The following is a 24738-nucleotide window of genomic DNA, read 5'->3' as shown; positions in this document are numbered from 1 at the left end:
CACAGCGCAGAACTGCTTTGTTGCTTTTTAACGGTATTTTTCGGGCAGCAAGTCTTCCAAAATGTTTCTTTGCTCCTTGTTAAAGTCTGGCTTAACGTATTCTTCCAAGCGTTTCTTCCAAACCTCTGTCGCCAGCGATTCTGCCGACGGACAGCCTGCCTGTATCCAGCTGTTATGGTTATCCCGGATCGAAAGCTTCGGCATGATAAAATCAGTACGATAAGACTTTTGTGTCCGCTCAAAATGCTGGCCGGAGGGGCCGGTCTTTTTGATGGAATCAAACATCACAGTCTTTTCATTAACCTCGTAGCCCTGCTTCAGATGCTCCAGTGATTCAATCTTTTCTTCGTCTAAAATATATTTTTCATAGCCGATGGAATTAAAGGAGTCCAGCGTACCGCAGGCGTGCACAAGGCAGTCTGTATCCAGCGCATAAGCCGAAAACAGGTTCATAAAGGTTTCTGCACCTGCCTGATAGTCCATGAGCTTAGAGTCTGTATTGCCCGCACCGGTATGCAGCGGCACATTATAATAACGGGCCATCCGCGCTGAGGTCGCCGCACTCCACAGGCTCTCAATACCACCGTAGGCCGCTCCAGAGGACAGACGCATATCAGCAGAATCAAATTTTCCGCAATAGACGACCGGGGTGCCCGGCCGCACAATCTGCGACAGCACAATGGATGCCAGGATCATAGCATTGCCTAAGATAAAGGTGCCTGCCATTGACTGCGGCGCAGTAATACCGAGGGTCTGCCCACTGCAGATAATCAACGCCTGCCCGCTGCGTGAGTAGGTAATCAACGCCTCTGCCATTGAGGTTGAAAGGCGCATCGGCCCCATTGTGTCAATCAGGCCAGCGGCGATGATCCTGTCACCCAGATGGTCTACACCATAAAAGCGGCGCATCATCTCAAGGCTTTCTTCTGCCACCTCTTTGCCTTCGACCAGTCCCATCATCGGTTTGGTACAGTACTCAAGCGCCACACCAAGGCGGTACCGCTCTCTGATATCTGGCGGAATGTAGGATACATCAATAACATTTGGATTTGATACATCCATTATTTTACTGGTTTCATGGAGCTTGTGAAAGTTAACCAGATGCTCATGACTTGCTTTTTCATAGCTGCCTTCTTTTAAAACATAAATGGGCCCGTAGGCAGGAACATTTTTGGTTTTTCCATCACCCACTGTGATCTTATCACCGTCACGTCCATACCAGTCAAAGGACTGCGGTACAGATGCAAGAGCCTCATCAACCATTTTTTTGTCGATGTAGACAACGTCATTTTCAACCTTCGCGCCATAATTCCTAAAAATCTCAATGGCCTCCTCACAGTGAAAAACCACGCCGACCTCTGATAAAATCCTCAGGCTCTCCTCATGAATCCTTTCAATCTCCTGGTCTGTTCCTATCGAATAGTTTAGCTTCATTCTCTTGTCTCCTCGTTGTTAAATTAGTTTTTCTTTCTCTTTTTTTGTTCTTCCTCTGCCAGCAGCCGAATACGTCCTCTGTTTCGCTTCATAAAGATTACAAGGGCGGCAACAGCCATAACGCCAAAGCCCACCTGCATCAGCATTACATACCGGTAAGCCATACCCGACGGATAGGTGTCCAGTAGCTTTCCGATCACTGGCGGTAAAAAGGCATCGGACGCATAAGCGACGGTGGAGATAAGCCCGATGGCAGTTCCCGAGAACTTCATCGGAATATCTGCTTCATTCAGCGGCGCATAGAGCTGTCCCCTGACTGCACCCGTCAATATGATCTCAATAATAAATACAATGATAAACAGATACAGACTCGCACCGCCGCCTGGTATATAGCCAATCACCAGCGCGCAGATAATCAGCAGACTGATCAGCCACAGCATTGATTTACTCGCGCCCATCCGGTCACCGAAGAAACCAGAGGCCAAAGCCCCAACAGGCTTAAAATAGGCTGTCAGCATGCCGATAAAGGCCATTGATGATACAGAAGCCCCAAAATTCAGATTGGCAATGGAGCTGCCGTAGGACCCGATGGTGCTCCCAATCGTATAGCCTCCCAGCGCAATGATGGCAATGAGCCAGATATCGGCATTTTTAAGGCAGCGGAGGATAATTTTCCAGGGCTTCTCATCGTTAATATTCTCATCGTTTTCCAGATCGTCTGTGAAGACAAACCAGGATGCCACGGCCAGAAATATCAAAATGCTGCCATATAAAAATATAACAAAGCGCAGCCCCATGGATAGCGATACAAAGTGTGTGAACATCCAAGCCGCAAAGGTTCCGACAAGCATCTCGAAAAACGAAGCTCCTGCTTCTCGTCCCCCATATGCTTTGCTTTCACTGCCTACATTTCGTCCAAACTGTCTTGTCGCTTTAATCAAAGCGGCCCAAAAGGTGAGTGTTGTAGTGATACCCAGCAGCGCATATATCAAAATCGCTACATTGTAGGGCGGAAAGGTGCCAAACCAGAGGTTTAGCAGACCTGTTCCCAGAAAAGAAATTGTCAGAAGTTTTCGCGGTGAAAATTTATCAGCCACAATGCCACCCAGAAAGTATGTCAGAGTCGCTACCCATGCATAACAGCTGAATAAAACACCGAACTGCTCATTCGTCATCGTGAAAGCTTCTAGAAAAGCATTGTAATAACTGCTCCGCATATAAACCACATAGTAGATCGCGTTTCCGCCGGAGCACAATACTATAAACTGCAAAACACTTCTGATCCTTTGCCTTTTCATGATTAACTCCCTTTACGTGTAATCCATTGGTTTTTCTAACACATGGATTCAAGCCTGGGCGCTTTTTTGTTTGGATTCTTTGCGAAGGACCTTAGCCTCTCTCTCCTCAACTAAAATCTCTTTAATATTGTTTTTATTGCGGTATCTGAAAATCAGACACAGTACAACAGACAGCAGGCCAAATCCTGCCAGGATCAGCATAGTGTACCGGTAAGCAGTCACTGAGTCATAGGTATCCAGAAAACGGCCGATTACTGGTGGCAAAAAAGCATCTGACGCGTAAATAATGGTGGCCATAAAGCCGAAGGCTGTCCCAGACAAAGACATTGGCACCCGCGCTTCCTTAATAGTCGCATATTTCTGGCTTCTGAAAGCGCCTGTACACACAATCTCGACTGCGAAAAGGACTAAAAACAGCCAAATATATTCTGGACCGGTGGGAAGAAAAGCAAAAACAATGGCAAAACCTGTGAGGATAATGCTTAGAATTAACAGCACCGCACTCGGTCCAAATTTATCACCGAACCAGCCGGCGCCCAGCCCGCCAAAAGGTTTGAAATAAGCGGTCATGACCCCAACATACCCCATAACTGCAACAGTGGCGCCATAGTTTGAGCCGACAATATCACCACAGTATGAGCCCAGGGTGCTCCCGATGGCATAGGCTCCGGCGCCCATCAGGGCACATATCCAGATGTCTACATTTTTCAGGCATTGCAGCAGCAGCTTAAAGGGGCTTTCCTCACTGATAACTGCCTCGTCACCCGTGCCGTTATCAAAAACAAACAGGGAGATGATCGCCAGAAGAATTAAAATGCCGCCATACATGAAGATGACAAAGCGGAGCCCTGCCGACATAACGGCAAATTTCGTAAACAGGAAAACCGCCAGTGTCCCGAAAATGACTTCAAAAATCGCTTTACCGGCTTCCAGCCCGCCAAAGGCCTTACTCTCACTGCCCACACTCTGGCCAAACTGTCTTGTGGCCTTCAGCAAAGCTGCCCAGAAGGTCAGCGTTGTGGTAACACCCATCAGCGCATAGATTAGCAGCGCTGTCTCGTATTTAGGAAAGGTGCCAAACCAGATATTGAGCAGGCCGGTTCCCGCAAAGGATATAACCATCAACACCTTTGTAGAAACCTTATCAGCCACGATCCCCCCCAGGAAATAGGTAGCGACAGCGACCCAGGCATAGCAGCTGAACAAAACGCCGAACTGCTCATTTGTCATTGTGAAAGCTTCCAGAAAAGCTTCGTAAAAGCTGCTTCGCATAAAAATAACATAAAAAATTGCATTTCCTCCGGCGCAGAGCACAATAAACTGAAGGATGCTTTTCAACTTAGAATTTTTCATTTTTTACTCCTTTTTGTTTAGTAAAACAGTGCTTATCAGACGGCCAGGGTAATCCGGCCCCCGATAAGTCCAACATTAACGATATTCTTCAGGGATGAGCGTATCAAGAATTTTCGCCTGCTCCCCAGACAGCTCAGGCATTGTATATTCCTCCAGCCGCCGCTGCCATTCCTTTGTCGCCAGCGACTCAGCAGATGGGCAGCCTGCCTGCATCCAATCGAACATAATCATCGAGTCATTAATCTCATAGCCTTCCATCAGATGCTTCAGTCCTGGCCCCGTGCTTCCTGAAAATATCAAAGGCCGCTTCACACCGAAAGGACACGCCCACCTCCGACAAGATCTTCAGGCTTGTCTCGTGAATACACTGTACCTCTTCGTCTGTTCCAATTGAATAATTTAATTTCATGATTCTCCCCTAAATTTTAATCATCAATCAATTTAATTTGCCAAGATATTATAAATATCATGTTATACTCAATTGCTATAAAAAAATAAGCCTCTTAGAAAACCATCTCCTCTCCGTTTAAATATATATAACATGTTATACTCAATTGAATTACTCTAACGGTAATTTCTGAAATAAGATTAACACCTTTTGTATGCGTTGTCAAGAAAATTTATAAATTTTTACGAAATCTGAAAATCTATATCATCACAGCTGGCAAAGCTCACGGAAATGCCCGCAAAGCGGTTTTGTTTTGTGTAGTACTCGATAAGGATGCGAAACATACTGTCCTCAGCTTCCAGATAGAGTTTATCCTTTATCGGTCCACAGTGGTTATCGACAGACAGATAAAATTTTTTATTGATGTCATAATTGTTAATGACGCTGATACCGTCACTGATCCAGCGTTCCTCGTTATAGGAATGGATGTTAAGCCGCGGGTTGTGCAGGATAAAAATCAGCTCATACATAACAGGCAGCTGTCCAAAATAGTGTATACGGGCGATCTTAATACACCTGGCGCGCCGGTTTGGCCGCACCTTGGTGTACTGCTTCATCTCCTCGAGATCGACCGAATCGACCGAGAGAACCTTTACGTCTGTCGGCTCATGTTTCATGGAGGTTCGCTGGTTATAGCGCAGAGCGTAAACCTCATTCTTAATTTCATTTACAAAATTACCAATTCTCGGCTTGGAATGGACATAGCCGTTTTGACGCAGCAGCTCAATACTCCTGCGGACTGTTATATTGCTCACGTTATAGATCTCGCACAGCTCACTGAAAGAAGGCAGTTTTTCCCCGGGTTGAAACGTTTTGTCCAGAATTTTATCTTTCAAATCCTCATAAACAACCTGATAGGTCGTAAACAGTTGTTCATTGCTCATACGCTAAAAACTCCTTTAATACAGCTTTCATTCGCGTTCAGGTACAGGCGGTCAAGGCCGGTGGGGGTTCCCCGGTCATCATAAATTTTGCGCTCCACTAAGAGAAGCGAATCGGTATTTTTGCTGTCAATGCCCATTTTTTCTTTCAGCCACGTCTCTGGAATAATGCCGTTAATGACAATCTCCTCCCTGAAATCTGTCTGGGAGTCCTTGATCATATCCTTCAGGCCTGTGTAGGTCAAATCCTTCTCATCAATGGGCAGACCTCTGAAATAAGGGATAAAACGCCTGTCGTACCCAATAATCGCCTCGTTCTTAAAAATGTGCCAGTCCATAAAGACGATCTTGCTCTCCCTTGAAACCTTGAGCTCGTAAACCAGATCGATATCTGGCTTGATCATTTTAGCTTTGATCAGCTCTACCCGGTCATATCCGCCGTTAAGAATGCTGTTGATGTCCATATCAATCCGATACAGATCAGTGGATACACCCTTTACAAAAGAGCCCTTCCCTGCCTTCGTGTAGATATATCCCTCGTTCTCCAGCAGGTTAAGCGTGTTTCGGATGGTCAGCCGGCTTGCGCCATACTTCTCACCCAGTTTTTTCTCTGATGGGAGCATCTCATTCTGGGCATAGATTCCACCCAGTATTTTTAAACGGATATCGTCAGCAATCTGCTGATATTTTACCGATTGGCTCTTTCTTCCATCCATCGTTGACACAGCTTTACACCATCCAAAATATTATTTGCGTAACCATCGGCCCCGCAGCACCGGACAATCTCATCATCGATGAAGCTGCCCCCGAGAATAATCTTTAAATTCTGCCTCAGCCCCTCGCCCGTGATAACATCAATGGTCCGCTTAATGTAGTCCACAGCGCTGGTTAAGACTACGCTGATTCCCAAAATATCCGGCTGATACTTGATGATATTTTTTATAAAAATATCAGAGGAGACATCTACACCCAGATCAATGACCTTGAAGCCTGAGATAATCGCGCCGCTTTTGAAAATCGACTTGCCGATGTCATGAATATCCGACTCTATGGTCCCCAAGAGAATCAGGCCAGAGCTGTTGGTCTGCTCGATCTGATCATAAAGATGCATCTCTTTAGAGTTAATGATCTGCTCATAAAGAATGCCCGACATCATCAGGTCTGAGAGCGTCGCCTCCCCTGTCTCAAAGCCTTTCCCGATTTCGCCGAGCGCAAAATTGACTGCCTCGATAATTTCGTAGGGCTTTATGCCGCTCCGCAGTGCCCGTTTAGTCAATTTATTGATGAGCTCCTCGTCAAGCTCTACAAAAGCAGTAATTAATTGTTCAATCATTTCCGCCTCACTGGTATTGTAATCTCCTTTAGTATAACATAGCATACTCATAAAAAACAACCACATCAGGCCAAATTGGTGACAAAAAAGAACCAGCATGTTCGGGGCTGGTTCTTCTGTAAATTTTCGTTTTTAGCTTGCTGTATGTCAGATCTCAAGCAGACGCTTAAAGGCCGCCACATCCTTCGGATAAGACCGATCATCCGGAAGCATTCCTTTTTTTACCATGGCGTTATAAATCTCCAGCATCATAGGCTTTTTCAGATTGGCCCTTTTCAGGATATCCTCATCGTCAAAAATTTCAACTGGCGGAGCGTCAGCAATGATCTGCCCATCGCAGAAAACAAGGGCGCGCTCCGCCCAGCGGTAAGCGAAGTCGACATCGTGGGTGGAGATCAGCATAGTTTTTTCTTGGGCGGCCAGCTTCTCAAGTACCTCCTCCAGCATTTCCGCATTTAATGGATCCAAAGCCGCGGTAGGCTCATCAAAAACAATGACCTCGGAGTGCATGGCAATAATATCAGCAATGGTGATTCGCTTTTTTTCACCGCCACTCAGATAATGGGGCGGCCGGTCCTTAAAATCCGTAATGTTCATGTACTCTAACGCCTCATCGACCCGGCGGACCACCTCGTCTCTGGGAAGCTTAAGGTTCATGGGACCAAAGGAAACCTCTCCCATGACTGTTGACGCGATGATTTGATTATCCGCATCCTGAAAAACAATCCCGATAGATTTTCTCAGGGTATTCAGGTCCTTTTTATCCCGGGTCAGCTTCTGGCCTTTAAAATAAATTTCGCCGCTGTCCGGCGTGAGCACACCGTTGAGGTTCAGGAAAAAGGTTGACTTTCCAGCTCCGTTGGAGCCGATAACCGCAATGCGTTCCCCCTTGCCAATGGTAACGTCAATGCCCCGAAGCGCCTGCTTGTCCCCGGTATATGCGTACTTAAGATTTTTTATTTCAATGATTGTTTCTTTCATGTTGCCTCTCCTAGAATTTTAAAATCCAGACAGCTGTAAGCAGCAGTACGACCAGTCCCGCAGCCATTACCTGCTCCCTGCGCAGGGGCTTCTCAGCCTCTAGAAACAGAAGGTCGCCATCATAGCACCGGGCTTCCATCGCGTCATAGTACTGGCTTGCGCGCTTCATGGAAACCACAAAAAGATTACTCATGGAGTGACCGAAAGAATAAACCGCTGTCTTAAAATCACAGTAGCCCAGCCGGGACTCCGCCGAGTTTTTCATTTTGGCCTGCGTGTCCATCAGAATAAAAATATACCGGTAAATCATATTCATCAGCTCAATGACAAGCTTGGGGACATGCACTCGGCGCAAAACTCCAAAGACCTCAGTGGACGGTGTGGACAGAGACATCATATACATGGCACTGACTGCGCCAAAGGCTTTGCCCCACAGATACAGCGTCGTCATAAGGCTGTCATGGGATATATAAATATAAAAGAAATGGCAGTTGAGGGCCCAAAGTCCCAGAGGCTCCTTTGAAAAATTAAAGAGGATGGCAATGCTCCCAAGGATGAGAAACGCCACCGGCACCCTTAAAAAGCTCAGGTAATCCCTAAAGTGTACGCCGCCCATGACCACCGTAATATAAGCTGTGATCAAAATAACCAGAACTGACACATAGAGGTTATTGGCGATGACACAGATGAGCAGAAGCAACAGGGAAAACCCTACTTTAAAGCCAGGATTCCAGCCGTTGATCTTTGAATTATAGGCAAGTACATCAATGGAAAAAACCGCCCCGCCGTGGGAATGTCCATGGTGTCCGCCATGTCTGTGGGCGCACTCCCGGTGGCGAAACCAGTATACCAGGCCACACACACACAGAATCGCAAGCGCTGCTAAAAATACTTTCACGAACAAGCTCCTTTACATTAAGGATTTTTTACTTTAAATCATAAAAAAGGGGCAGGTTTCCCTACCCCCGGAAATGCGATTACAGCTCTGAATCTTCTTTCCCGAGCTTTTTGCGTTCAACCAGCCGGCCCATAAAGAAAGCCAGAATGCCAACGCCAATACCGGTCTGGAGACAGAAGATCAGTGATTCAACCTCACCTGGCAGTTCACCGTTGATCAACGTTTCAAGCACTGGCGTAAACCATGGCTCATATTCGCCGCCCTGAATTTCTTCGATCATGGTACTTCCCGCATCATCGGAGCCGCCAAACTCTGCGCCCTGAAGGGCAAAGAGCGGAACGACTACCAAAAGCGCGACGATTACCAGCAGAACAATAACTAATTTTTTATTTTTGCTCATCTTACGCTTCCTCCGCTGCTAAAAATCCAATTGATTTTAACTCTGGGCTCGCATAGGTTTCCAGAGCAATGACGATAATAACCGTTAAAATCCCCTCGATGATGGCCAGCGGCAGCTGTGTAGGAGCAAAGACGCCCAAAAACTTAACCGCTGAAGCCGCTACGCCGCCCGTTTCTGACGGATAGGCAAAGGCCAGCTGAATACTGGTGACACAGTAGGTAAACAGATCGCCGATACAGGCTGCCAAAAATACCCCGATTTTGCGGTTTACCTTCATTTTCTGACAAAGCTTATAGATTCCGAAGGACACAAAGGGACCTGCAATCGCCATGGAGAAAGTATTGGCGCCAAGGGTGGTTAAACCGCCGTGGGCCAGAAGGATCGCCTGGAATAAGAGTACAATAATACCCAGAATACTGACCGCGCTTGGGCCAAATAAAATGGCGCCCAGGCCTGTACCGGTCATGTGCGAGCAGCTGCCCGTAACGGATGGAATTTTCAAAGAAGAGATCACGAAGATAAATGCGCCCGCCATCGCAAGTAGGGTAATCGCCCTTCTGTTGCCTGTCAGAGTCTTTTTAATGGAGAAAAAGCCGGCTGCCAGAAAAGGTATACATAAAACACCCCACATAATGCAGTAGCCAACCGGTAAATAGCCTTCCATGATGTGCATCGCGTTTGCCGCGGGCACGATACCGAAGACCAGCGCCCATGCCCCAAGCATGGTCACAACTTGTTTTTGTCTCTTTGTCATTTTCTACCTCCTCAAACTTGTTCCCAACGTACTTTGCCATAAAAAAATCGCTCATCAAAAAAGATAAGCGATGAAAGTACGAAATGGGTGTGCCAAAGATACACACAGCCTCGTCCTTACATTCAGTTATCTCTCGTAACCAAATGCAGCTTAAAATCCTATGGTCAGCAATCTGACTTGACTTTCGTCTTACAGCGGCGGGACCGTTTGGGATTTTCACCCAATTGTGCTCAAACCATCGTGAGGCCGATGGACAACCAAAGGACAATAATAACAATGCCGAATTTACATTTATTATATGCTTGAAAACTTGTTTTGTCAATACCTCTGTTGCATCTATTTAAAATCTACCAGAGCCCCTTATACCTGTACCCCTTATGGGTATACTTTGATTCAGCTAACTTTATTACACATTTCTTACTAGAGACGCCTGCCCGCCTGTACTGACAAGCTGATCTCAAAGGTCGGGGTAATCTCAAAGATAAAACGACTGACAACCTGTCTTGACGCTTCGATATTTTCACGGATATAGCCCGCATCGGTAAAGAGAAAGCTGTAATAATCAAAGAAAAACCAGTCAACAGCGTCCTGAAGCTCCAGATCAATCTGCTTTTCGAGCACATCCCTGAACACCTGAATTTCCATTCCAACCGTCAGCGATTTCAGATACTCGAAATATCTGCGCTCCTTCAGCTTTGGGTTAATGCCTGTATAGGCCTCACTCTCAAGCTCCAGGCTAAAGAAATAATCCCGCAGATCAAGCATGCTTCTCGCGAACAGCGGCAGTTTTGAGACCTCTGCATAAAACCGCATGACGGCGTCGTCTGTAAACAACGCCTTAAAATAAGCCCGATAGCCGATCATATCCAATAGCAGCCCCCGCGGCAGGCTTCCCAGTTCATCTTTCTTCTCGTCCACGCAGAAAACAACATCGTTGCAGAAATCCTTATAGATCTGAACAGCCAGGTTCTCCTTCGCCCCGAAATAATAGTTTAAAAGTCCCTGTTTTGTCCTGGCATCGGTGATGATATCCTTGACCGTTGTCTTATCATAGCCCTTCTGATAAAAAATCTTTTTGGCGCTCTGGTAAAGGCTTTCCTTTGTCTCGAGGCCGTTTTTATAGTTAGCCATGGCTCCTCCACGTTTTTTATTATATTATAGCATCCACCGTAAAAAAAATAAAGAAACAAATTTTGAACGTTGACAAAATTTTAAAAAAGGTGTATATTGAACGTATTCAAAATATGTGCACATTTTGTCTAAATCTGTAAAAATAAGGGAGAACAAAACAAAATGGAAAATGTTCAGGCAAAGCTGGATAATTTTATGCGCGGTGTTCGCGGCGAAAAAATGGACTATGTCCCCATTATGATGGACTTTGAGCCCACCTATATCTGTGAGTATACAAAACAGGACTGCATTCGTTCCTTCTGGGATTACGACGGCTTTATCGCAGGCTATGACCAGGTCATGAAGGACTTTGACATCGATCTGACCCAAAGTGTGGTTTTTCTGCCGCCGCAGAAAAATGCCCTGCTGGGCTCAAAGGTGTGGGTTCAGAACCGCGTCAACGGCTATATGCAGCATCCGGAGGTGACCTCACTGCTTCCGGAGGAATACCCCGAGCTCATCGAGGATCCTATCCACTGCATCGCATCCCGCGTGCTGCCCCGCATGTACACCGAGCTGGGGCGTGAAGCCCCCTACAGCACAATGGCCTTTGCCAAGGCACTGCTTTATGAAAAGAATCAGGTTCACCACTTCTATGACCAGATTTTTGAAAAAACCATGGAAAACAATGCGCTGCTCTACTACGGCACTATGTTCTACGCCCCCTTCGACCTTCTGGCAGACCATCTGCGGGGCATCACCCAAATTTCCATGGATCTGCGGCGCAGAAAGGACGATGTCGAAGCCGCCTGCGACGCGCTGTTAAACGTTATGGCCCGCTATGTGGAAACCACCAACATGGCAGATGAAAGCGGCTTCCCACTGGCCTGCACTTGGTCTCACCTGCCGCCGATGATCAATCAGAAGCAGTTTGAACGTTTTTATTGGCCTACCTTCAAAAAGTTGTGTGAAATGCTAACTGATAAGGGCGTCACCCTTTATGTCAACTTCCAGGGTGACTACCGCGACGGCCGTTTCTTCGACTTTTATCAGGATCTGCCAAAGGATAAAATCGTCATCGCTGTGGAATACCAGGATTTTGAGCAGGCGACTGCCACCCTCGGCCAGGACCACATGCTCAGCTGCTCCTATCCGCTGAACTACTTTTCGGATTACTCTACCGAGGAGTGTGTTGACAAAGCCCGCGAGCTGATGGATATCGGCATGAAAAACGGCCGCTTTTACTTTGGGCTGAACAAATCCGCCCTGGATTTTCATGATGCTGACCCGGATAAACTGAAGGCTGTATTGAATTTCGTCCGTGAGTACGGACAGTATTGAGGTGAAACATGAAAGATCAATTAACACAGTTAGACAGAGAAATTGTTGAGAGCTATCCTGAAGCATACCGCTCCATGATCGAAAGTAATCTTGAAGTTACCGAAACCGAGCTGGAGATGTTTATACTCAGCCTGATCATGTAAAGCGGCGAGCTGCAATAAAAAAGCCCCCGGCAACCGGGGGCTTTTTTCTGTGCTCTTCGCTTATTTCAGGCGGATAATCTCAATTTTATACCCGTCTGGGTCCTTGATGAAATAGTAGCTTTTAACGCCGTTGTCCAGGCCGCTGAGGTCGGTAACGTCGTAGCCCTTGGCCTTGTGTTCTTCATGGCTGGCTTCCAGGTCTTCGACCTCCACTGCCAAATGGCCGTAGCCATCGCCGATGACATAAGGCTTTTCGGGGTCGTAGTTATAGGTCAGCTCCAGAGTGAAATCAGTCTGGCCGTCGCCCAGATATACCAGGGTAAACTTGCCTTCCGGCTTGTCCTTTCTGCGGACTTCCTTAAAGCCCAGCGCATCCTCATAGAATGCCAGTGATTTTTCAAGATCCATTACACGGATCATGGTATGTGCCATACGGTATTTTCCCATAATGTTGTTCCTCCTTATAAATTTAAGTCCCGGTAGAAGTCATAGGTTTTGAGGTTTTTCGCCAGCTGGTAAGAAATATAGTGGTTCATCATATCCATGATACGCCGCACCAGCGTTTTGTCAAACACCCGCTGTCTTATCGCCTTAATGGGGGTGACGAGGAGATAAACCATCTCCGTAATCACCTCCGGGGTAAGACGGTAGCTATAGCCTTCTGTCCGATGACAATTTTCGCATAAAACGCCGTTATTTTCAATACTGAAATACGTTAAATGTTCACTGCTGCCGCAAAGCGCGCAGGTGTCAAAAACCGGCCGTATGCCGTGCACCTCTGTCAGCTTTAGCTGAAGGGCGGCGACCAGCGCCTCGTTGCTCTGGCTCTTATCCTCCGAAATGTAAAACAGAATAAAATTCACCAGCCGCAGTACGGCCTTATTCCCCTGATAGTAATCGTAAAAAGCGTCCAGCAGCTCCAAAACGTAGGAAGCCAGCGACATCTTTATCAGATCGTTGCGCAGCGGATAAAAGGACTGTATGAGGCTGGCCTGATTGATATTGGCAAAATTTTTGCCGGGATAGTAGACAAACTCGCTGTAGGCAAAGAGCTGGGTCGCTGCCACCAGCGGGCTGCGGTTCCGCCTTACCCCCTTGGCGATGGCCTTAACCTTTCCCTCTTCCTCGGTAAAAAGGGTAAGAATCTTGTCCTGCTCCTGAAAGGGCTGCTCGCGGATCACAATGCCTTTCGTCTTTACCAGTGCCATAGGCTACTCGGTATATCCCAGATCCTTAAGGTCGTAGGTTTTCTCGCGCCAGTCTGCCCTTACCTTGACCCAGAGCTGAAGGTTGACCGGGGTTTTTAAAAAGAATTCAATATCCTTTCGGGCGTAGGTTCCGATTTTTTTGAGCATGGAGCCCTGCTTTCCGATCAGAATCCCCTTGTGGGTTTTGCGCTCACAGAAAATGGTAGCGTCGATGTCGACGATGTTCTTATCCTCACGCGCCTTCATTTTTGTGACTTCAACCGCCACACCGTGGGGCACCTCATCCTTGAGCAGATGCAGAACCTTTTCGCGGATCAGCTCGCCCACAATAAAGCGCTCGGACTGATCCACCACCATATCCGGCGGAAAGTACATGGGACCTGGCTCCAGATGCTTTTTAATGGCCGTCAGAAGCTCCTGTACCCCGTCGCCATTCCAGGCCGAGACAGGAATAATGCTGTCCAGGAAGGTATAGTCCTGATAGGCCGCAATGGTCTTAAGCAGTTCTTCCTTGGGCACGGTATCGATCTTGTTAATGATCAGGATTACCGGTGTCCGGCTTCCCGCGAGCTTATCCAGAATGTACTGGTCTCCCGGGCCGATTCTGTCCTCAGGCTCCACCAAAAAGAGCACCACGTCCACGTCGGAGATGGTGTCCTCAGCGGACTTGAGCATAAAATCCCCAAGCTTGTTCTTGGGCTTGTGCATGCCCGGTGTGTCGATAAAAACCATCTGGCTGTCCGCGTCGGTGTGGATACAGCGGATGGCGTTTCTCGTGGTCTGAGGCTTGTTAGCCGTGATCACCAGCTTCTCGCCCATGATGCTGTTAAGCAGCGTGGACTTGCCCACGTTGGGTCGGCCGATAATGCTGATAAAACCTGATTTAAATGGTTGTTCTGTATTTTTATGCATAAATTTTCCTTTTACTTTTGTTTTACTTAAAGATAAGAGGTGCGATCATAGCCCAGATCTTTGGCAGAAAAATGATCAGCCCCACCACCACAGATACGATGGCCATGAGCAGTACAGCGCCGGCGGCCGTATCTTTGGAGACTTTGGCCAGGTGGTGGTATTCCTCTGTGTAGAGGTCCACCAGCGTCTCGACCGCAGTGTTGACTACCTCTAGAATAAGCACAAAGCCGATCACAATGACAATGGCCAGCCACTCGGCCTCCGATATTTTGAAAAAGAAGCCAGCCAGTATGGCGAACAGGCCAATGACACTGTGTATCTTCATATTGGGCTGTGTTTTTAATACATATTTAATACCCTCAAATGCGTATCCAAAACTGCTTGTTAAACGTCGGCGCATTTTTCTCTCCCCCTTAACTGAAAAACGGTCAGTCGTCGCCCATAATGGCTTTTTCGCGGGCGCGCATCACTCTTTTTTCGTCCTCTTCCATGTGGTCATAGCCCAACAGGTGCAGCACGCTGTGCACACTTAGGTAGCATATCTCACGCTCCAAACTGTGCCCATACTCCTTTGCCTGCTCTGCCGCCCGTGTCGTTGAGATGACAATGTCCCCCAGCATGACCGGTATCCCCGTCTCATAGGTGATCATATCCTCATCTTCCGGGAACTCCAGCATGGGGAAAGACAACACATCGGTTTCCTTGTCGATGCCCCGGTACTCAGCGTTAAGCTCCTTAATTTCCTCAGGCACGACCAGCGAAAAGCTGATCTCACAGGGCACCAGAACATTCTCCTGCTGAAGTGTGATTAAAATGTATTCCTCAACCTTTTCGTAGACCGCCGCGTCAAGCTCGACCTCGCTCCGGTTGTCAATTTCCAAATTAAGTTCTAATGGCAATTTGTTCTCTCCTCCTTCTTCATTAACGCCCTGATGGTTTTAGTCTGGCTTTTCAGCCAGCTCAAGCGCGAGCTTTTTCTCCCTCGCCTTGTCATTCCGGTCATAGGCCTCAATAATGCGCTGAACCAGGCGGTGGCGCACCACATCGTCCTGTGAAAACTCGATAAAGGCAATGTCCTGAATGCCACGCAGAATCCTACGGACCTCCTTAAGGCCGGAACGCTTGCCCCCGGGCAGGTCGATCTGGGTAATATCCCCGGTCACCACGATTTTAGAGCCCTGGCCAAAGCGGGTCAGGAACATTTTCATCTGCTCTGGCGTGGTGTTCTGGGCTTCATCCAGTATAATATAGGCATTCTCGAGCGTCCGCCCACGCATGTAGGCCAGCGGCGCCACCTCGATGAGCCCCTTTTCCATATTCTTTTCAAAGGCCTCGGCCCCCATGATTTCAAACAGCGCATCGTACAGTGGCCGCAGATAAGGGTCGACCTTATCCTGCAGATCGCCTGGCAGAAAGCCCAGCTTTTCACCGGCTTCCACCGCCGGGCGAGTCAGAATCAGACGATCCACCTCGCCATTTTTAAAAGCAGTGATGGCCATTGCCATGGCCAGATAGGTTTTGCCCGTGCCGGCCGGCCCTATGCCAAAAACAATGTCGTTATGGCGGATGGCATCAATATAACGCTTCTGGCCCAGGGTTTTGCTGCGGATGGGCTTGCTCCGCATGGTGTAGCAGATGATATCATCGTTCAGGGCGCTGTATTCTTTCTCCAGCCCCTTGGACTGGAGCGTGAGGATATACTCGGTATTATCCTTTGTAATGCCGCCCTGACCCGCGATGGTGCGGATCATTTCCTCGATAACCCTTACGGCAGCCTCCACCCGCCTGCTCTCGCCGCGGATTTTGAGCGCGCCGCCGCGCACCATGACATCGACCTTTAAGCGCTCCTCAATGAGCTTGATATTTTCGTCATATTTGCCGAAAACCTTTGACATCGTCTCCGGCGATTCAATCATAATGTCCTTTGTGATTTCTTCCAAATGAACCTCCTGATATTTTACGGATTTAGTTTAATACTGTCATAATCGGGCGTGTAAAGCGCCTCCAGCATACCAAAGCCCTCTGGGCAGTCCACCACGGTAATGCTGCCAAGCTTGATATTAAAATGCCATTTCGACTGAAGGGGCAGATCCAGCAGGTTGACCAGCAGGCTGTGCACTGTGCCGCCGTGGGCTACGATGAGCACATTCTTATGGGCGTGGACCGCGGCGTGCTCGGCTAAAAAGGCACTCATCCGGTTGTGGTAATCGGTATAGTTCTCGCCCCCGGGCAGGGTGACGTGGTTGTAGTCATCCATCCAGGTATCCCACATTTTTTTGTCCAGAGCCATGGCCTCGTCGGCGGTCAGCCCGTCAAAAATACCAAAGTTAAATTCCTTGAGACGGTCGTCTGGCGTAAAGGGCCTGTCCAGGCGCTCTGCCACTGCTTCTCCAATTTTATACGCCCTCGAAATGGGGCTCACATAAATTTCATCAAAAGGAATTTTTTTGTTCAGAGCAACCAGCTCATCCACCAGCATTTCCTTCATCCGTACCCCAAAAGCCGTATAATCGGATTCGGTATGGCCATTGAGGCGGTGTTCGGCGTTGCCAAAGGTTTCTACATGTCTTACTAAAATATATTTCATTCTTCACCTGACGTGTACATAATTATTTATATCCATTATATACGATTTTACAAAATAGTAAAAGGCAGGAACCGGGAATTTTAAAATTTTACCAGCCTCCGTCTGAAAAGTATCTCTTCGTTTCGTATATTTATTCATAAAAAGTGTATTTTTAAAATTTATTTCAAGGTTTCCCTTGTGCTTTAAGGGCATTTTTATTATAATAATCTTTATATCTTCAGAAAGGAGCTTTTCATGGACAAAACAAAGAAAACAGGCCTGATGGCAGATCTCGGGTTACTGATAGTGGCGGTTGTCTGGGGGACGGGCTTTGTGGCCTCCAAAAACGCCATTGCCGCCACTACCCCCATGATGGTGATGGCCATCCGTTTTACAGTGGCCTTTCTAATAGCATTTATCGTCTTTTTCAAGCATCTCAAAGGCATCTCGAAGGATACCCTCAAGGCCGGGTGCATCATCGGGTTCTTTCTGTTTACAGCCTTTGCGGCCCAGACCATCGGCCTGCAGTTTATTCAGGCTGGTAAACAGGCGTTTTTGACTGCTACCAATGTGGTGATGGTGCCCTTTATCTTCTGGGCGGTGAAAAAGCACCGTCCAGACCGTTATAATTTTGCCGCGGCCTTTATCATGCTGCTAGGCATTACCCTGCTGACAACAGACTTCAGCACTGGCTTCAGCTTTGGCGCGGGTGACGGACTCACCCTGCTGTGCGCTTTCCTGTTTGCCTGCCATATCGTCTCGGTGGGCGTTTTCTCAAAAGATCACGACCCCATCGCACTGACGGTTATTCAGCTGGGCTTCACGGCGCTGGCATCGCTGATCTATGTCATTTTCTCCGGAGAGCTGACCACTGCCATCACGCCCTCAGGCTGGCTTAACGCCGTGTATCTGGGCTTGTTCAGCACCTTCCTGGCCTTTCTGCTTCAGACAGTGGCTCAGAAGTACACCAGCTCGACCCACGCGGCTATTCTCATGAGCCTGGAATCCGTCTTTGGCAGTATTTTCTCCATCATTCTGCTGGGCGACCGCTTTACGCTGATGATGGCCATCGGCTGTGTTGTCATTTTTCTCGGCGTCATTACCGCAGAGACCAAATGGTCCTTTCTGCGGCGCAGCGCGGCGGAGAATGGCAAAAACTGCGAAAATTGAAAAAAGCGATGATTTAAGCGACTTTCAGTCACATAACGACTATAGTTATGCCTTATCCCGTTTTCGCCCTTATTTGGAGCATATAGCGTCAAAAACAGCTATATTCTCAACGGGTCTCTGGTCTTTAAAGACAGTAACACAGAATACGGCGAAGCTGGGCGGCGTCTCCTGATTAGAATACCATAGAATAATATATTTATTATTTATATATTTATTAACGGTGCGGCTGTGCGTGCGGGTTTCGTGCCCGACTGCGTGCAAACCCGCGTGCGCCGCCAGCTCCCGGCCTGAGTTATCCACAGGGTGGAAAGCCCACAGCACAAGGGCAAAGCTGTATTGATCGCTCCTGTATCCACCGTGCGGCTGAAGGTGCAGGCCTGCGTGCGGGCTTGCGGGTAACCCTGCGTGCGCATAAAGCAGAGCTGACACAAGGGTATTTTTAGGGCGGCGACTCCTGATTACAATACAATAGAATAGTATATTTATTATTTATATTTATTAACGGGGACAGTTGTGTCACAGACTGTGGGACAGTTTGTGTCCGGCTCTGTGTCACATTGTCCCTCTCTATTGCGGTCAGGCCGGCGACCGCCAGGCCGCTGTCAAGGAGCGTTACGCGACAGCCGCCTGCCTGCTGTTTTTTGTCCTTCTGGTACGTTACACGGCAAGGGACAGTCTGGTACTGCTTTTGTCGCAGCAAAATTCGTCTTTTTTTCTCTTTTTTTCGGCAAAAATCAAAACCCCGGAGGGCGCGTGTGTGTTATGCAAACGCGGCCTTCGGGGGTTTTTTGACGGATGCTGTCCAGCATCCTCTTTGTTGCTTTCAGTGTTTCTTTATTCTAGTGTTTTTTACTTTTCCGCCCGATCGCCAGCGCGGTCAGTACAGCCAGCGCTGCCAGCACGGCGGCGGTACCGCCAAGCTGACCCACGGTCACGGCTTGGCCCGTGGCTGGGTTTTTGAGGCTGGTTTCTTTCTTCAGAACGCTCTCGGCTCTGGTTTCGCCGCCATTGCCCTCAGGTTTGACGGTGGTGGTCGGCGTCGGGGTCGGTGTTGGCGGTGTCGGATCTTTCTGCTCCACAAACAGGAAGTTTGAGAAGCTGGTGGTCAGGAAGGTGAGTGTTCTTTCCTTAATCTCTGGTGTCAGGGTTTCCTTCACGCTGCCGTCGGGGTTCAGGTGCTCGATGGTCAGCCCATCGGCTTTGACGCTCTCGGGCAGGGCGAACTGGATGACGATGGGGGTTTTGAGGTCGACTTTCTGGTAGTCTGTGCCGCTCTCCCGCTTCACGTACAGCTCCAGGGTAAAGGCCAGGGTGGCATGGTCGGGCGGCAGGTCCTGGGTCAGGGTGATCTTGACGTCTCCGCCCAGGGCCTGGGCGGCCATGCCGGCGCCGTAGACCTGGATGTCGGCTTCGTCGACATGGGTGGGCAGCCCCTGGGCGGCGCTGGTGTCTTTATGGATGGTGATCTTGTAGATTTTTTCGTACAGGTCGCTGATTTTCTCGATATCCTCTGCTGGGATCTGGGCCTGTTCTTCCTCGGGCAGGTCTGTGATGCTGTCTACCACGGTGTCCACCGCGTCTTTGACTTCTTCCTGTTCTTCGGGGGGCATGGCGTCGTAGTCTTCGGGGGTGGGCAGCTTGTCGATGCTGTCGCTCACTTCGTCTGGGGTTTCGGGCTTCTCTGGCACGTAGGGATTGACGGGCTTTTCGGTAATGGTGAGGGTGGCCTCAAGGGTGAGGCTCTGGTAGTTCTGGCCGCCGTCGATCATGGCTTTGGCTTTGTAGATGCCGGGTGTGGTCTGGGTGTTGTTTTCGTAGGCCACAGTCACGCCCTGGGGCAGCTCTCCGGTGAGCTCAATGCTGTGGGGCTGGCCGTCTGCTTTAAAGCTGGCATCCTCGAAGGTGACGCTGGTGATGGCGGCTTTTTCGACGGTCAGGGTCATGACGGTCTGGGCGCTCTGGTAGGCGCTGCTTTCGGGCAGGCTCACGGTGAGGTGGGCGGCGCCGGCGCCGTTGATGGTGACCTGACCGTTTATATCCACTTCAGCCACGCTGGTGTTGTCGCTTGTGTAGCTGTAGGTTTCGCCGTCCTGGAGGCTGCCGCCGGTGGGCGTGAGGGTGTAGGCGGGATCGCCGTAGGTTTTGGTCTGATCGCTCAGGGTGATGGGTTCCCGGGTTTTCTTGCCGGCGGTCAGGGTGATGCTTGTGCTGGCGGCGGTGTAGTTGCTCTTGCTTTCTGGTGTGTAGTCGGCGGTCAGGGTTTTGGCCTGATGGTCGGCCGGGGTGTAGCTGAAGGCGGCATGGCCGTTTTCAAGGGCTTGGGTTTCGCCGTTCAGGGTCACGTTCCCGGTGACGGTGTCACCGCTGATGCCGGCCACGGCCACGTTCAGGGTCACGGGCTCGCCGATCAGGATTTCCTGTCCGGCGGCTGGGGTGATGGTGACGGCCGGGGTGGCGGCCTCGATGGTGAGGGTGGCCTCCAGGGTTTCGGTGGTGTAGCCCTCGCCGCTGATGGTGGCGGTGATGGTATGGCTGCCGGCGTCTGTGACGCTTTGGGGCGCGTAGGTCACGGTGGTGCCTTGGGGCAGGGTGCCGGCCACGGTCAGGCTGTGGGGCTTGCCGTCGTAGGGGATGGTTTTATCTTCAAAGGTAAGTCCGGTGTAGCTGCCTTCGCGGATGGTGAAATCCGCGGTGGCGGTGACGGTGTTGTAATTGGTGGTTGCGCCAAAGGTGGCGCGCACGGTGTAATGGCCGGGCATGGTGGGCTTTGTGCTGGTGTAGGTGGCATCGTCCGCGGTACTCTCTTTGTACTGATAGCTGACGTTTTCGGTGCCGTTGGTAGCGGATACGGGCACGGGGTCACTCGGTGTCTGGCCGTATTCCCAGCTGGCCATGGTGACGCTGGCGGTGCCGTTGGCCTTGTTCACGCTAACCGTCATATCCGTTTTTTGGGCGGATGAATAGTTTGTGTTATCTGTTGGGTTAAACTTTAAGGTATATCTGGTTATACCACTGTCGGCCACTGCCGGATTGGTATCGGGGTTTTCCCAGACAAAGCTGCCGGGCAGATCTGCGCCGTTCACGCCTTTGGCGCTGCCGCCTGTCAGGCTGGCCTGGGACAGGGTCTGCCCGTAGGTCAGGCTGGCGGTGGGCCAGGTGACAACTGGAGTGGCCTGCTTAATATCGTAAGCGGTCTTGATGATTTTCTGGCCATAGGCGCTGTTTATATCCGCTGGGGTCTGGGCGATGATGCTGTAGCCGGTGGCGGCGTTAACGTTGGAGTTGTCACCACTCCATTTGCCGCTGGCGTCTTTATAATAGATCGCACTTGGCGCAAGGGTGTTTTTTTCTCTTTTTAAAGCCGGCATCTGGGCGGTTTTGTTGTAGATCAGGGGGCTGGAGTCAAAGGCTGCCCCGGTGTCCTCATCGCCGATCTGCAGGGTATTATTGTGGTTGTCCGCCACCCAGAGATCGCCGGTGGCCAGAGCACCATTCTGGCTGCCTTTTTTCAGGCTGACGGTGGTATAGGCTTCTGGGGCGCTGGTGTCGTTGGCGGGCAGGTAGAAATAGAGCTTGCCCGCGCTGTCGGTCTGGACGTCTTGCAGGCCGTAGCTGGCTGGGGTGCCTGCCGGGTAAACGTCTGTGGCTTGGCTTATGCCTGCGGTTTGAATGGTGGTAAGGTAGATGTCTTTGGTGTCATCTCCGGTGCCATTTTTGAGGGTACCAGGCGTTTTGTTTGCTGCATTCCCCGCTCCGATATTACTGGCATTGTTACCGCCGCCGGTGGCTTTGACGCTGCCGCCGGTGATGATAACATCGCCGCCGCTGCTGCTGGTATTACCGGTGATGTATGTGGAAGCAGCACTCCCGCCGCCAATACCTGCGCTATCAAAGCCAGCATTGGCGGTCACCGTGCCGCCGGTGATGGTAACCATGCCGCTGCTACTGCTGGCGGTACCCACATCTGCATCAGCATGACCGCCGCCGATGCCTGCACCGCCTTCACTCCCCATGGCTGTTACGGTGCCACCGTTGATGGTAACAGCGCCGTTGGTGCTGATGGCATCACTAAAGCCTGAAAAAGCATAACCTCCGCCAATGCCTGCGCCGCCTTCACTACCTGTAGCTGTTACGGAGCCGCCATTGATAGTGACATTGCCGCTGCTACTAGTGGCATCAACCTCTATACTTTCATAATCGCCGCCGATTCCCGCGCTTCCTTCTCCGCTGGTGGCCGTCAATTTTCCGGAGCCGTCAATGGTCAGGCTGACAGATTCCGGCACATGGATGCCAGCTTGGTGCTTGCCGCTTTTCAGGTTGTTGTCGCTATTCGCGGCCACCAGGAGGTTGACGATTGCGCCGGGTGTGGTGCTGTTTTTCTTTCTGAGGTTAAAGGCGCAACTGCCTTGATGATCGCTCACGTCAATGTTCAGCCCGTCCAGGGTGATGGTTTTGTAGCCATCCTGCCCATCTGTTTTCCCATCGTAGCCGGGCATGACAGCCACACCGTTGGCGGTGGTGGTGCCGGTCAGGGTGTAATTACCATTGTATGGGATTTTGGCGGCTTCGTCCGCTGACGTGCCGTACATAAAACCATCGTTCCAGATGTAGAGATTGCCGCCGATGGTGCTCATGTCAACGGCAATGGAGAAGGCTTCGAGATCGGCCTTACGGCTGCTTCCTGATTCCGCAATTTCACCCCCGTATAAAGTCTTTGTCTTACCGTTCGGTAAAGCAACATTGGCCGAACTGCCCGCTGCCGGGTCATCATCGGGCAGGTAGAGATAGAGCTTGCCCTCATCGTCTGTGGTCATTTCGGCGATGCTGTATTGTTTATTTTCAGCAGATGATGTGTCTGCACCTGTGTAACCGCCAATTTCCAGAGTGTCGATGGCCTGGTTTTTCACAGAATCGCCACTCAGGGTGAGCGTGACCAGAGAGACTTTTTCTATGCCATTGGTTAGAGACCCCGAATTACCATTACCAGTGCCTTTTCCAATATCCTCGGCTCCCTCCCTGCCTTTCATGGCGTGTACAGTACCGCCAGTGATGACAACATCACCGCCAGCACAACCGCTGCCGCCACCGATACCTGCGCCACCACTATCTCCTGTAGTAGGACTATCTGACTTTCCGCCTTTAGCCGACACAACGCCACCAGTAATGGTAATGTCACCAGCATTATTTCCAAGTCCGCCGCTGCCAATGCCTGCGCCAGCATGTTGACTTAAACCACTACCGCCTAGAACGGTGGCTTTTATATGACCACCATTGATGGTGATTTTACTCGCGTTGCCATACACGCCTCCGCCAATGGCCGCACCTTTCTGAAGCCCCACTGTCGTAGCCACAATGGTGCCGCCGTTAACGGTAATTGCGCCAGCTGTTTTTATCTCCCCAAGATCACCACAATCTGAGCCGATGGCCGCGCCGCTCCAACCACTACTATCCACCTTTACGTCCAAGCTGCCCTTTGTATCTCCCTCATCCAAGACGAGTGCTGCTTGTTCAGCTACCCGCAGGGCTGCTTTACTGTAACCGCCATTTTCTTCAGTTGTCACCAAAGTGTTATCACCTTTCAGGATAATGTTGGCAGTTCCGCTTTGCAGGTCGATGGCGTTTTGCTTGTTGACTTTAATGTTCACCCCATCCAGGGTGATGCTGGCGTCACCCGCCACCACGATTTTATCCTCAGTGGGCGTCTCTGGTACCGTGTTTTTAATGGTCACATCTGCGCCATTGTTAACGGTCAGGGTTCTGGTGTCTATGTCATAGGTGTAACCGGAGGAATCGCCCGTCACCGTAAAAGCTCCCACTGCCTTTTCTTCGGCCGACACCCCGCCGGGCAGCACAAAAAACGCCGTCAAGGCGAAAAAAACAAGGATCAAAGTTTTGGTAAGCGTGGTTTTTACGGTTGGACTCATGGTGGTCTCCTTCTGGTTCATTTTTCTATTTTCACTATCTTTTTTATTCAGACTGACGTTAAGTTAGAAACTTAACACGAAAATATAAAAAATGCTTATGTTTATTCCCGAAATTTGTTATTAAGTTAACATGCTTTACTTTTCATTAACTTTTTTCTTTAATGCCTTGCTAATTTTTCACCTTTATGATACTCTAATAGTATGTATGCTTATACCTTTAACGTTAAGTTCCTAACTTAACGTTATTTTTTTACCTTTTAAAAGCACGCGGCTATTTTTTCCATCTGCTCCCGCTTTTGGGCTGTCACGCAGTGGCCGTAACGGCTGAGGGTAAAGCTGACGCTGGCGTGGCCCAGAAAGGCGGACAGGGTGTTCATCTCTGCGCCGGCCTCCAGTGCCCGGGTGGCAAAGCTGTGGCGCAGGCTGTGGAAGGTAAGCTTTGGGCTGAGGCCCAGCTCCTTTTTAAGGCCTGCAAAGTGACGCTGGACTGTGCGGGTATCGCAGGGACGGCCGTTTTTTCCTGTGATCAAAGGCTTTTTGGGGCGATGGTCTCTGTTTTCCAAAAAGTGGGCCAGGACGGCCTT

The 24738-nt window shown here is 49.7% G+C and carries 25 protein-coding genes and 1 riboswitch; of the genes, 3 read left to right on the top strand and 22 right to left on the bottom strand.

Features of this window, described 5'->3' with window-relative positions:
• Window positions 1-27: 27 nt before the first annotated feature.
• The 13 genes from DW091_RS16690 to DW091_RS16630 all read right to left on the bottom strand — a co-directional run bounded on the left by DW091_RS16690 (window position 28) and on the right by DW091_RS16630 (window position 10911).
• Window positions 28-1434, bottom strand: coding sequence for a trimethylamine methyltransferase family protein (locus DW091_RS16690; RefSeq protein ID WP_118518733.1), 1407 nt, complete (start codon window positions 1432-1434; stop codon window positions 28-30).
• A gap of 23 nt (window positions 1435-1457) precedes the next feature.
• Window positions 1458-2732, bottom strand: a complete 1275-nt coding sequence (locus tag DW091_RS16685; protein WP_096920008.1) for an MFS transporter — start codon at window positions 2730-2732, stop codon at window positions 1458-1460.
• Between the two features lie 48 nt (window positions 2733-2780).
• The gene (locus tag DW091_RS16680; protein WP_058694010.1) at window positions 2781-4085 is read right to left on the bottom strand and encodes an MFS transporter; all 1305 of its coding nucleotides are present in this window, start codon (window positions 4083-4085) and stop codon (window positions 2781-2783) included.
• 75 nt (window positions 4086-4160) lie between these two features.
• On the bottom strand, window positions 4161-4316 hold the full coding sequence (locus tag DW091_RS16675) for a hypothetical protein (protein WP_207665245.1): 156 nt from the start codon (window positions 4314-4316) through the stop codon (window positions 4161-4163).
• Between the two features lie 13 nt (window positions 4317-4329).
• On the bottom strand, window positions 4330-4494 hold the full coding sequence (locus tag DW091_RS16670) for a trimethylamine methyltransferase family protein (RefSeq protein WP_118518732.1): 165 nt from the start codon (window positions 4492-4494) through the stop codon (window positions 4330-4332).
• 221 nt (window positions 4495-4715) lie between these two features.
• The gene (locus DW091_RS16665) at window positions 4716-5417 is read right to left on the bottom strand and encodes a GntR family transcriptional regulator (protein ID WP_118518731.1); all 702 of its coding nucleotides are present in this window, start codon (window positions 5415-5417) and stop codon (window positions 4716-4718) included.
• Entirely contained in the window at window positions 5414-6130 is a 717-nt protein-coding gene (locus DW091_RS16660; protein WP_058694007.1) for a GntR family transcriptional regulator, read from the bottom strand. Before DW091_RS16660 ends, DW091_RS16665 begins: the two co-directional genes overlap by 4 nt.
• Entirely contained in the window at window positions 6103-6747 is a 645-nt protein-coding gene (locus DW091_RS16655) for a cobalamin-dependent protein (protein ID WP_158577926.1), read from the bottom strand. The genes DW091_RS16660 and DW091_RS16655 overlap by 28 nt, the downstream gene beginning before the upstream one ends.
• Window positions 6748-6894: 147 nt before the next feature.
• The gene (locus tag DW091_RS16650; RefSeq protein WP_118518729.1) at window positions 6895-7728 is read right to left on the bottom strand and encodes an energy-coupling factor ABC transporter ATP-binding protein; all 834 of its coding nucleotides are present in this window, start codon (window positions 7726-7728) and stop codon (window positions 6895-6897) included.
• Between the two features lie 10 nt (window positions 7729-7738).
• Window positions 7739-8626, bottom strand: coding sequence for a cobalt ECF transporter T component CbiQ (cbiQ, locus tag DW091_RS16645; protein ID WP_083337076.1), 888 nt, complete (start codon window positions 8624-8626; stop codon window positions 7739-7741).
• 79 nt (window positions 8627-8705) lie between these two features.
• Window positions 8706-9026 (bottom strand): energy-coupling factor ABC transporter substrate-binding protein, encoded by a 321-nt coding sequence (locus DW091_RS16640; protein ID WP_013381137.1) that lies wholly within the window; start codon window positions 9024-9026, stop codon window positions 8706-8708.
• 1 nt (window position 9027) lies between these two features.
• Window positions 9028-9780 (bottom strand): energy-coupling factor ABC transporter permease, encoded by a 753-nt coding sequence (locus tag DW091_RS16635; protein ID WP_013381138.1) that lies wholly within the window; start codon window positions 9778-9780, stop codon window positions 9028-9030.
• Window positions 9781-9928: 148 nt separating this feature from the next.
• Window positions 9929-10046: riboswitch (cobalamin riboswitch) on the bottom strand.
• 154 nt (window positions 10047-10200) lie between these two features.
• Window positions 10201-10911: a TetR/AcrR family transcriptional regulator gene (locus DW091_RS16630; protein WP_118518728.1), complete on the bottom strand. Its 711-nt coding sequence runs from the start codon at window positions 10909-10911 to the stop codon at window positions 10201-10203.
• Window positions 10912-11073: 162 nt separating this feature from the next.
• Between DW091_RS16630 and DW091_RS16625 the strand changes: the two genes are divergently transcribed.
• Window positions 11074-12231, top strand: coding sequence for a uroporphyrinogen decarboxylase family protein (locus DW091_RS16625; RefSeq protein ID WP_118518727.1), 1158 nt, complete (start codon window positions 11074-11076; stop codon window positions 12229-12231).
• 8 nt (window positions 12232-12239) lie between these two features.
• Complete coding sequence (locus tag DW091_RS20750; RefSeq protein WP_263422122.1) at window positions 12240-12374, top strand: hypothetical protein; 135 nt, start codon at window positions 12240-12242, stop codon at window positions 12372-12374.
• A gap of 60 nt (window positions 12375-12434) precedes the next feature.
• On the opposite strand, the gene DW091_RS16620 is transcribed toward DW091_RS20750, so the two are convergent.
• From DW091_RS16620 to DW091_RS16590, 7 genes are read right to left on the bottom strand one after another with little or no spacing between them, the layout of a single operon-like run.
• Complete coding sequence (locus DW091_RS16620) at window positions 12435-12821, bottom strand: VOC family protein (RefSeq protein WP_058694003.1); 387 nt, start codon at window positions 12819-12821, stop codon at window positions 12435-12437.
• A 14-nt stretch (window positions 12822-12835) separates the two neighbouring features.
• Window positions 12836-13582 (bottom strand): DNA repair protein RecO, encoded by a 747-nt coding sequence (gene recO, locus DW091_RS16615; RefSeq protein ID WP_118518726.1) that lies wholly within the window; start codon window positions 13580-13582, stop codon window positions 12836-12838.
• 3 nt (window positions 13583-13585) lie between these two features.
• A complete protein-coding gene (era, locus tag DW091_RS16610) occupies window positions 13586-14494 on the bottom strand; it encodes a GTPase Era (protein ID WP_118518725.1) in 909 nt (302 codons plus the stop codon).
• Between the two features lie 22 nt (window positions 14495-14516).
• Window positions 14517-14894: a diacylglycerol kinase family protein gene (locus DW091_RS16605; protein ID WP_058694000.1), complete on the bottom strand. Its 378-nt coding sequence runs from the start codon at window positions 14892-14894 to the stop codon at window positions 14517-14519.
• Between the two features lie 28 nt (window positions 14895-14922).
• Complete coding sequence (gene ybeY, locus DW091_RS16600; protein ID WP_082669244.1) at window positions 14923-15393, bottom strand: rRNA maturation RNase YbeY; 471 nt, start codon at window positions 15391-15393, stop codon at window positions 14923-14925.
• A gap of 39 nt (window positions 15394-15432) precedes the next feature.
• Entirely contained in the window at window positions 15433-16410 is a 978-nt protein-coding gene (locus DW091_RS16595) for a PhoH family protein (RefSeq protein ID WP_187368481.1), read from the bottom strand.
• Window positions 16411-16451: 41 nt separating this feature from the next.
• Window positions 16452-17081 carry a histidine phosphatase family protein gene (locus DW091_RS16590; RefSeq protein WP_058693998.1) on the bottom strand — a complete coding sequence of 210 codons (630 nt, stop codon included), beginning with the start codon at window positions 17079-17081 and terminating at the stop codon, window positions 16452-16454.
• 234 nt (window positions 17082-17315) lie between these two features.
• Here DW091_RS16590 and DW091_RS16580 point away from each other — a divergent pair, with 234 nt between their 5' ends.
• On the top strand, window positions 17316-18230 hold the full coding sequence (locus DW091_RS16580) for a DMT family transporter (RefSeq protein WP_058693997.1): 915 nt from the start codon (window positions 17316-17318) through the stop codon (window positions 18228-18230).
• Between the two features lie 839 nt (window positions 18231-19069).
• Here the strand turns inward: DW091_RS16580 and DW091_RS16570 are convergent.
• Both DW091_RS16570 and DW091_RS16565 read right to left on the bottom strand, forming a co-directional pair.
• Window positions 19070-24154, bottom strand: a complete 5085-nt coding sequence (locus tag DW091_RS16570; RefSeq protein WP_118518721.1) for a hypothetical protein — start codon at window positions 24152-24154, stop codon at window positions 19070-19072.
• A gap of 257 nt (window positions 24155-24411) precedes the next feature.
• Window positions 24412-24738, bottom strand: a 327-nt coding sequence (locus tag DW091_RS16565; protein WP_147365302.1) for a tyrosine-type recombinase/integrase, incomplete at its 5' end; no start/stop codon positions are given.

The sequence above is a fragment of the Eubacterium sp. AM05-23 genome (genome assembly GCF_003477535.1).
Classification (GTDB): Bacteria; Bacillota; Clostridia; order Eubacteriales; family Eubacteriaceae; genus Eubacterium; species Eubacterium maltosivorans.
The sequence above is the reverse complement of the archived record's forward strand: the minus strand, read 5'-3'. Positions and strand labels throughout refer to the sequence as shown.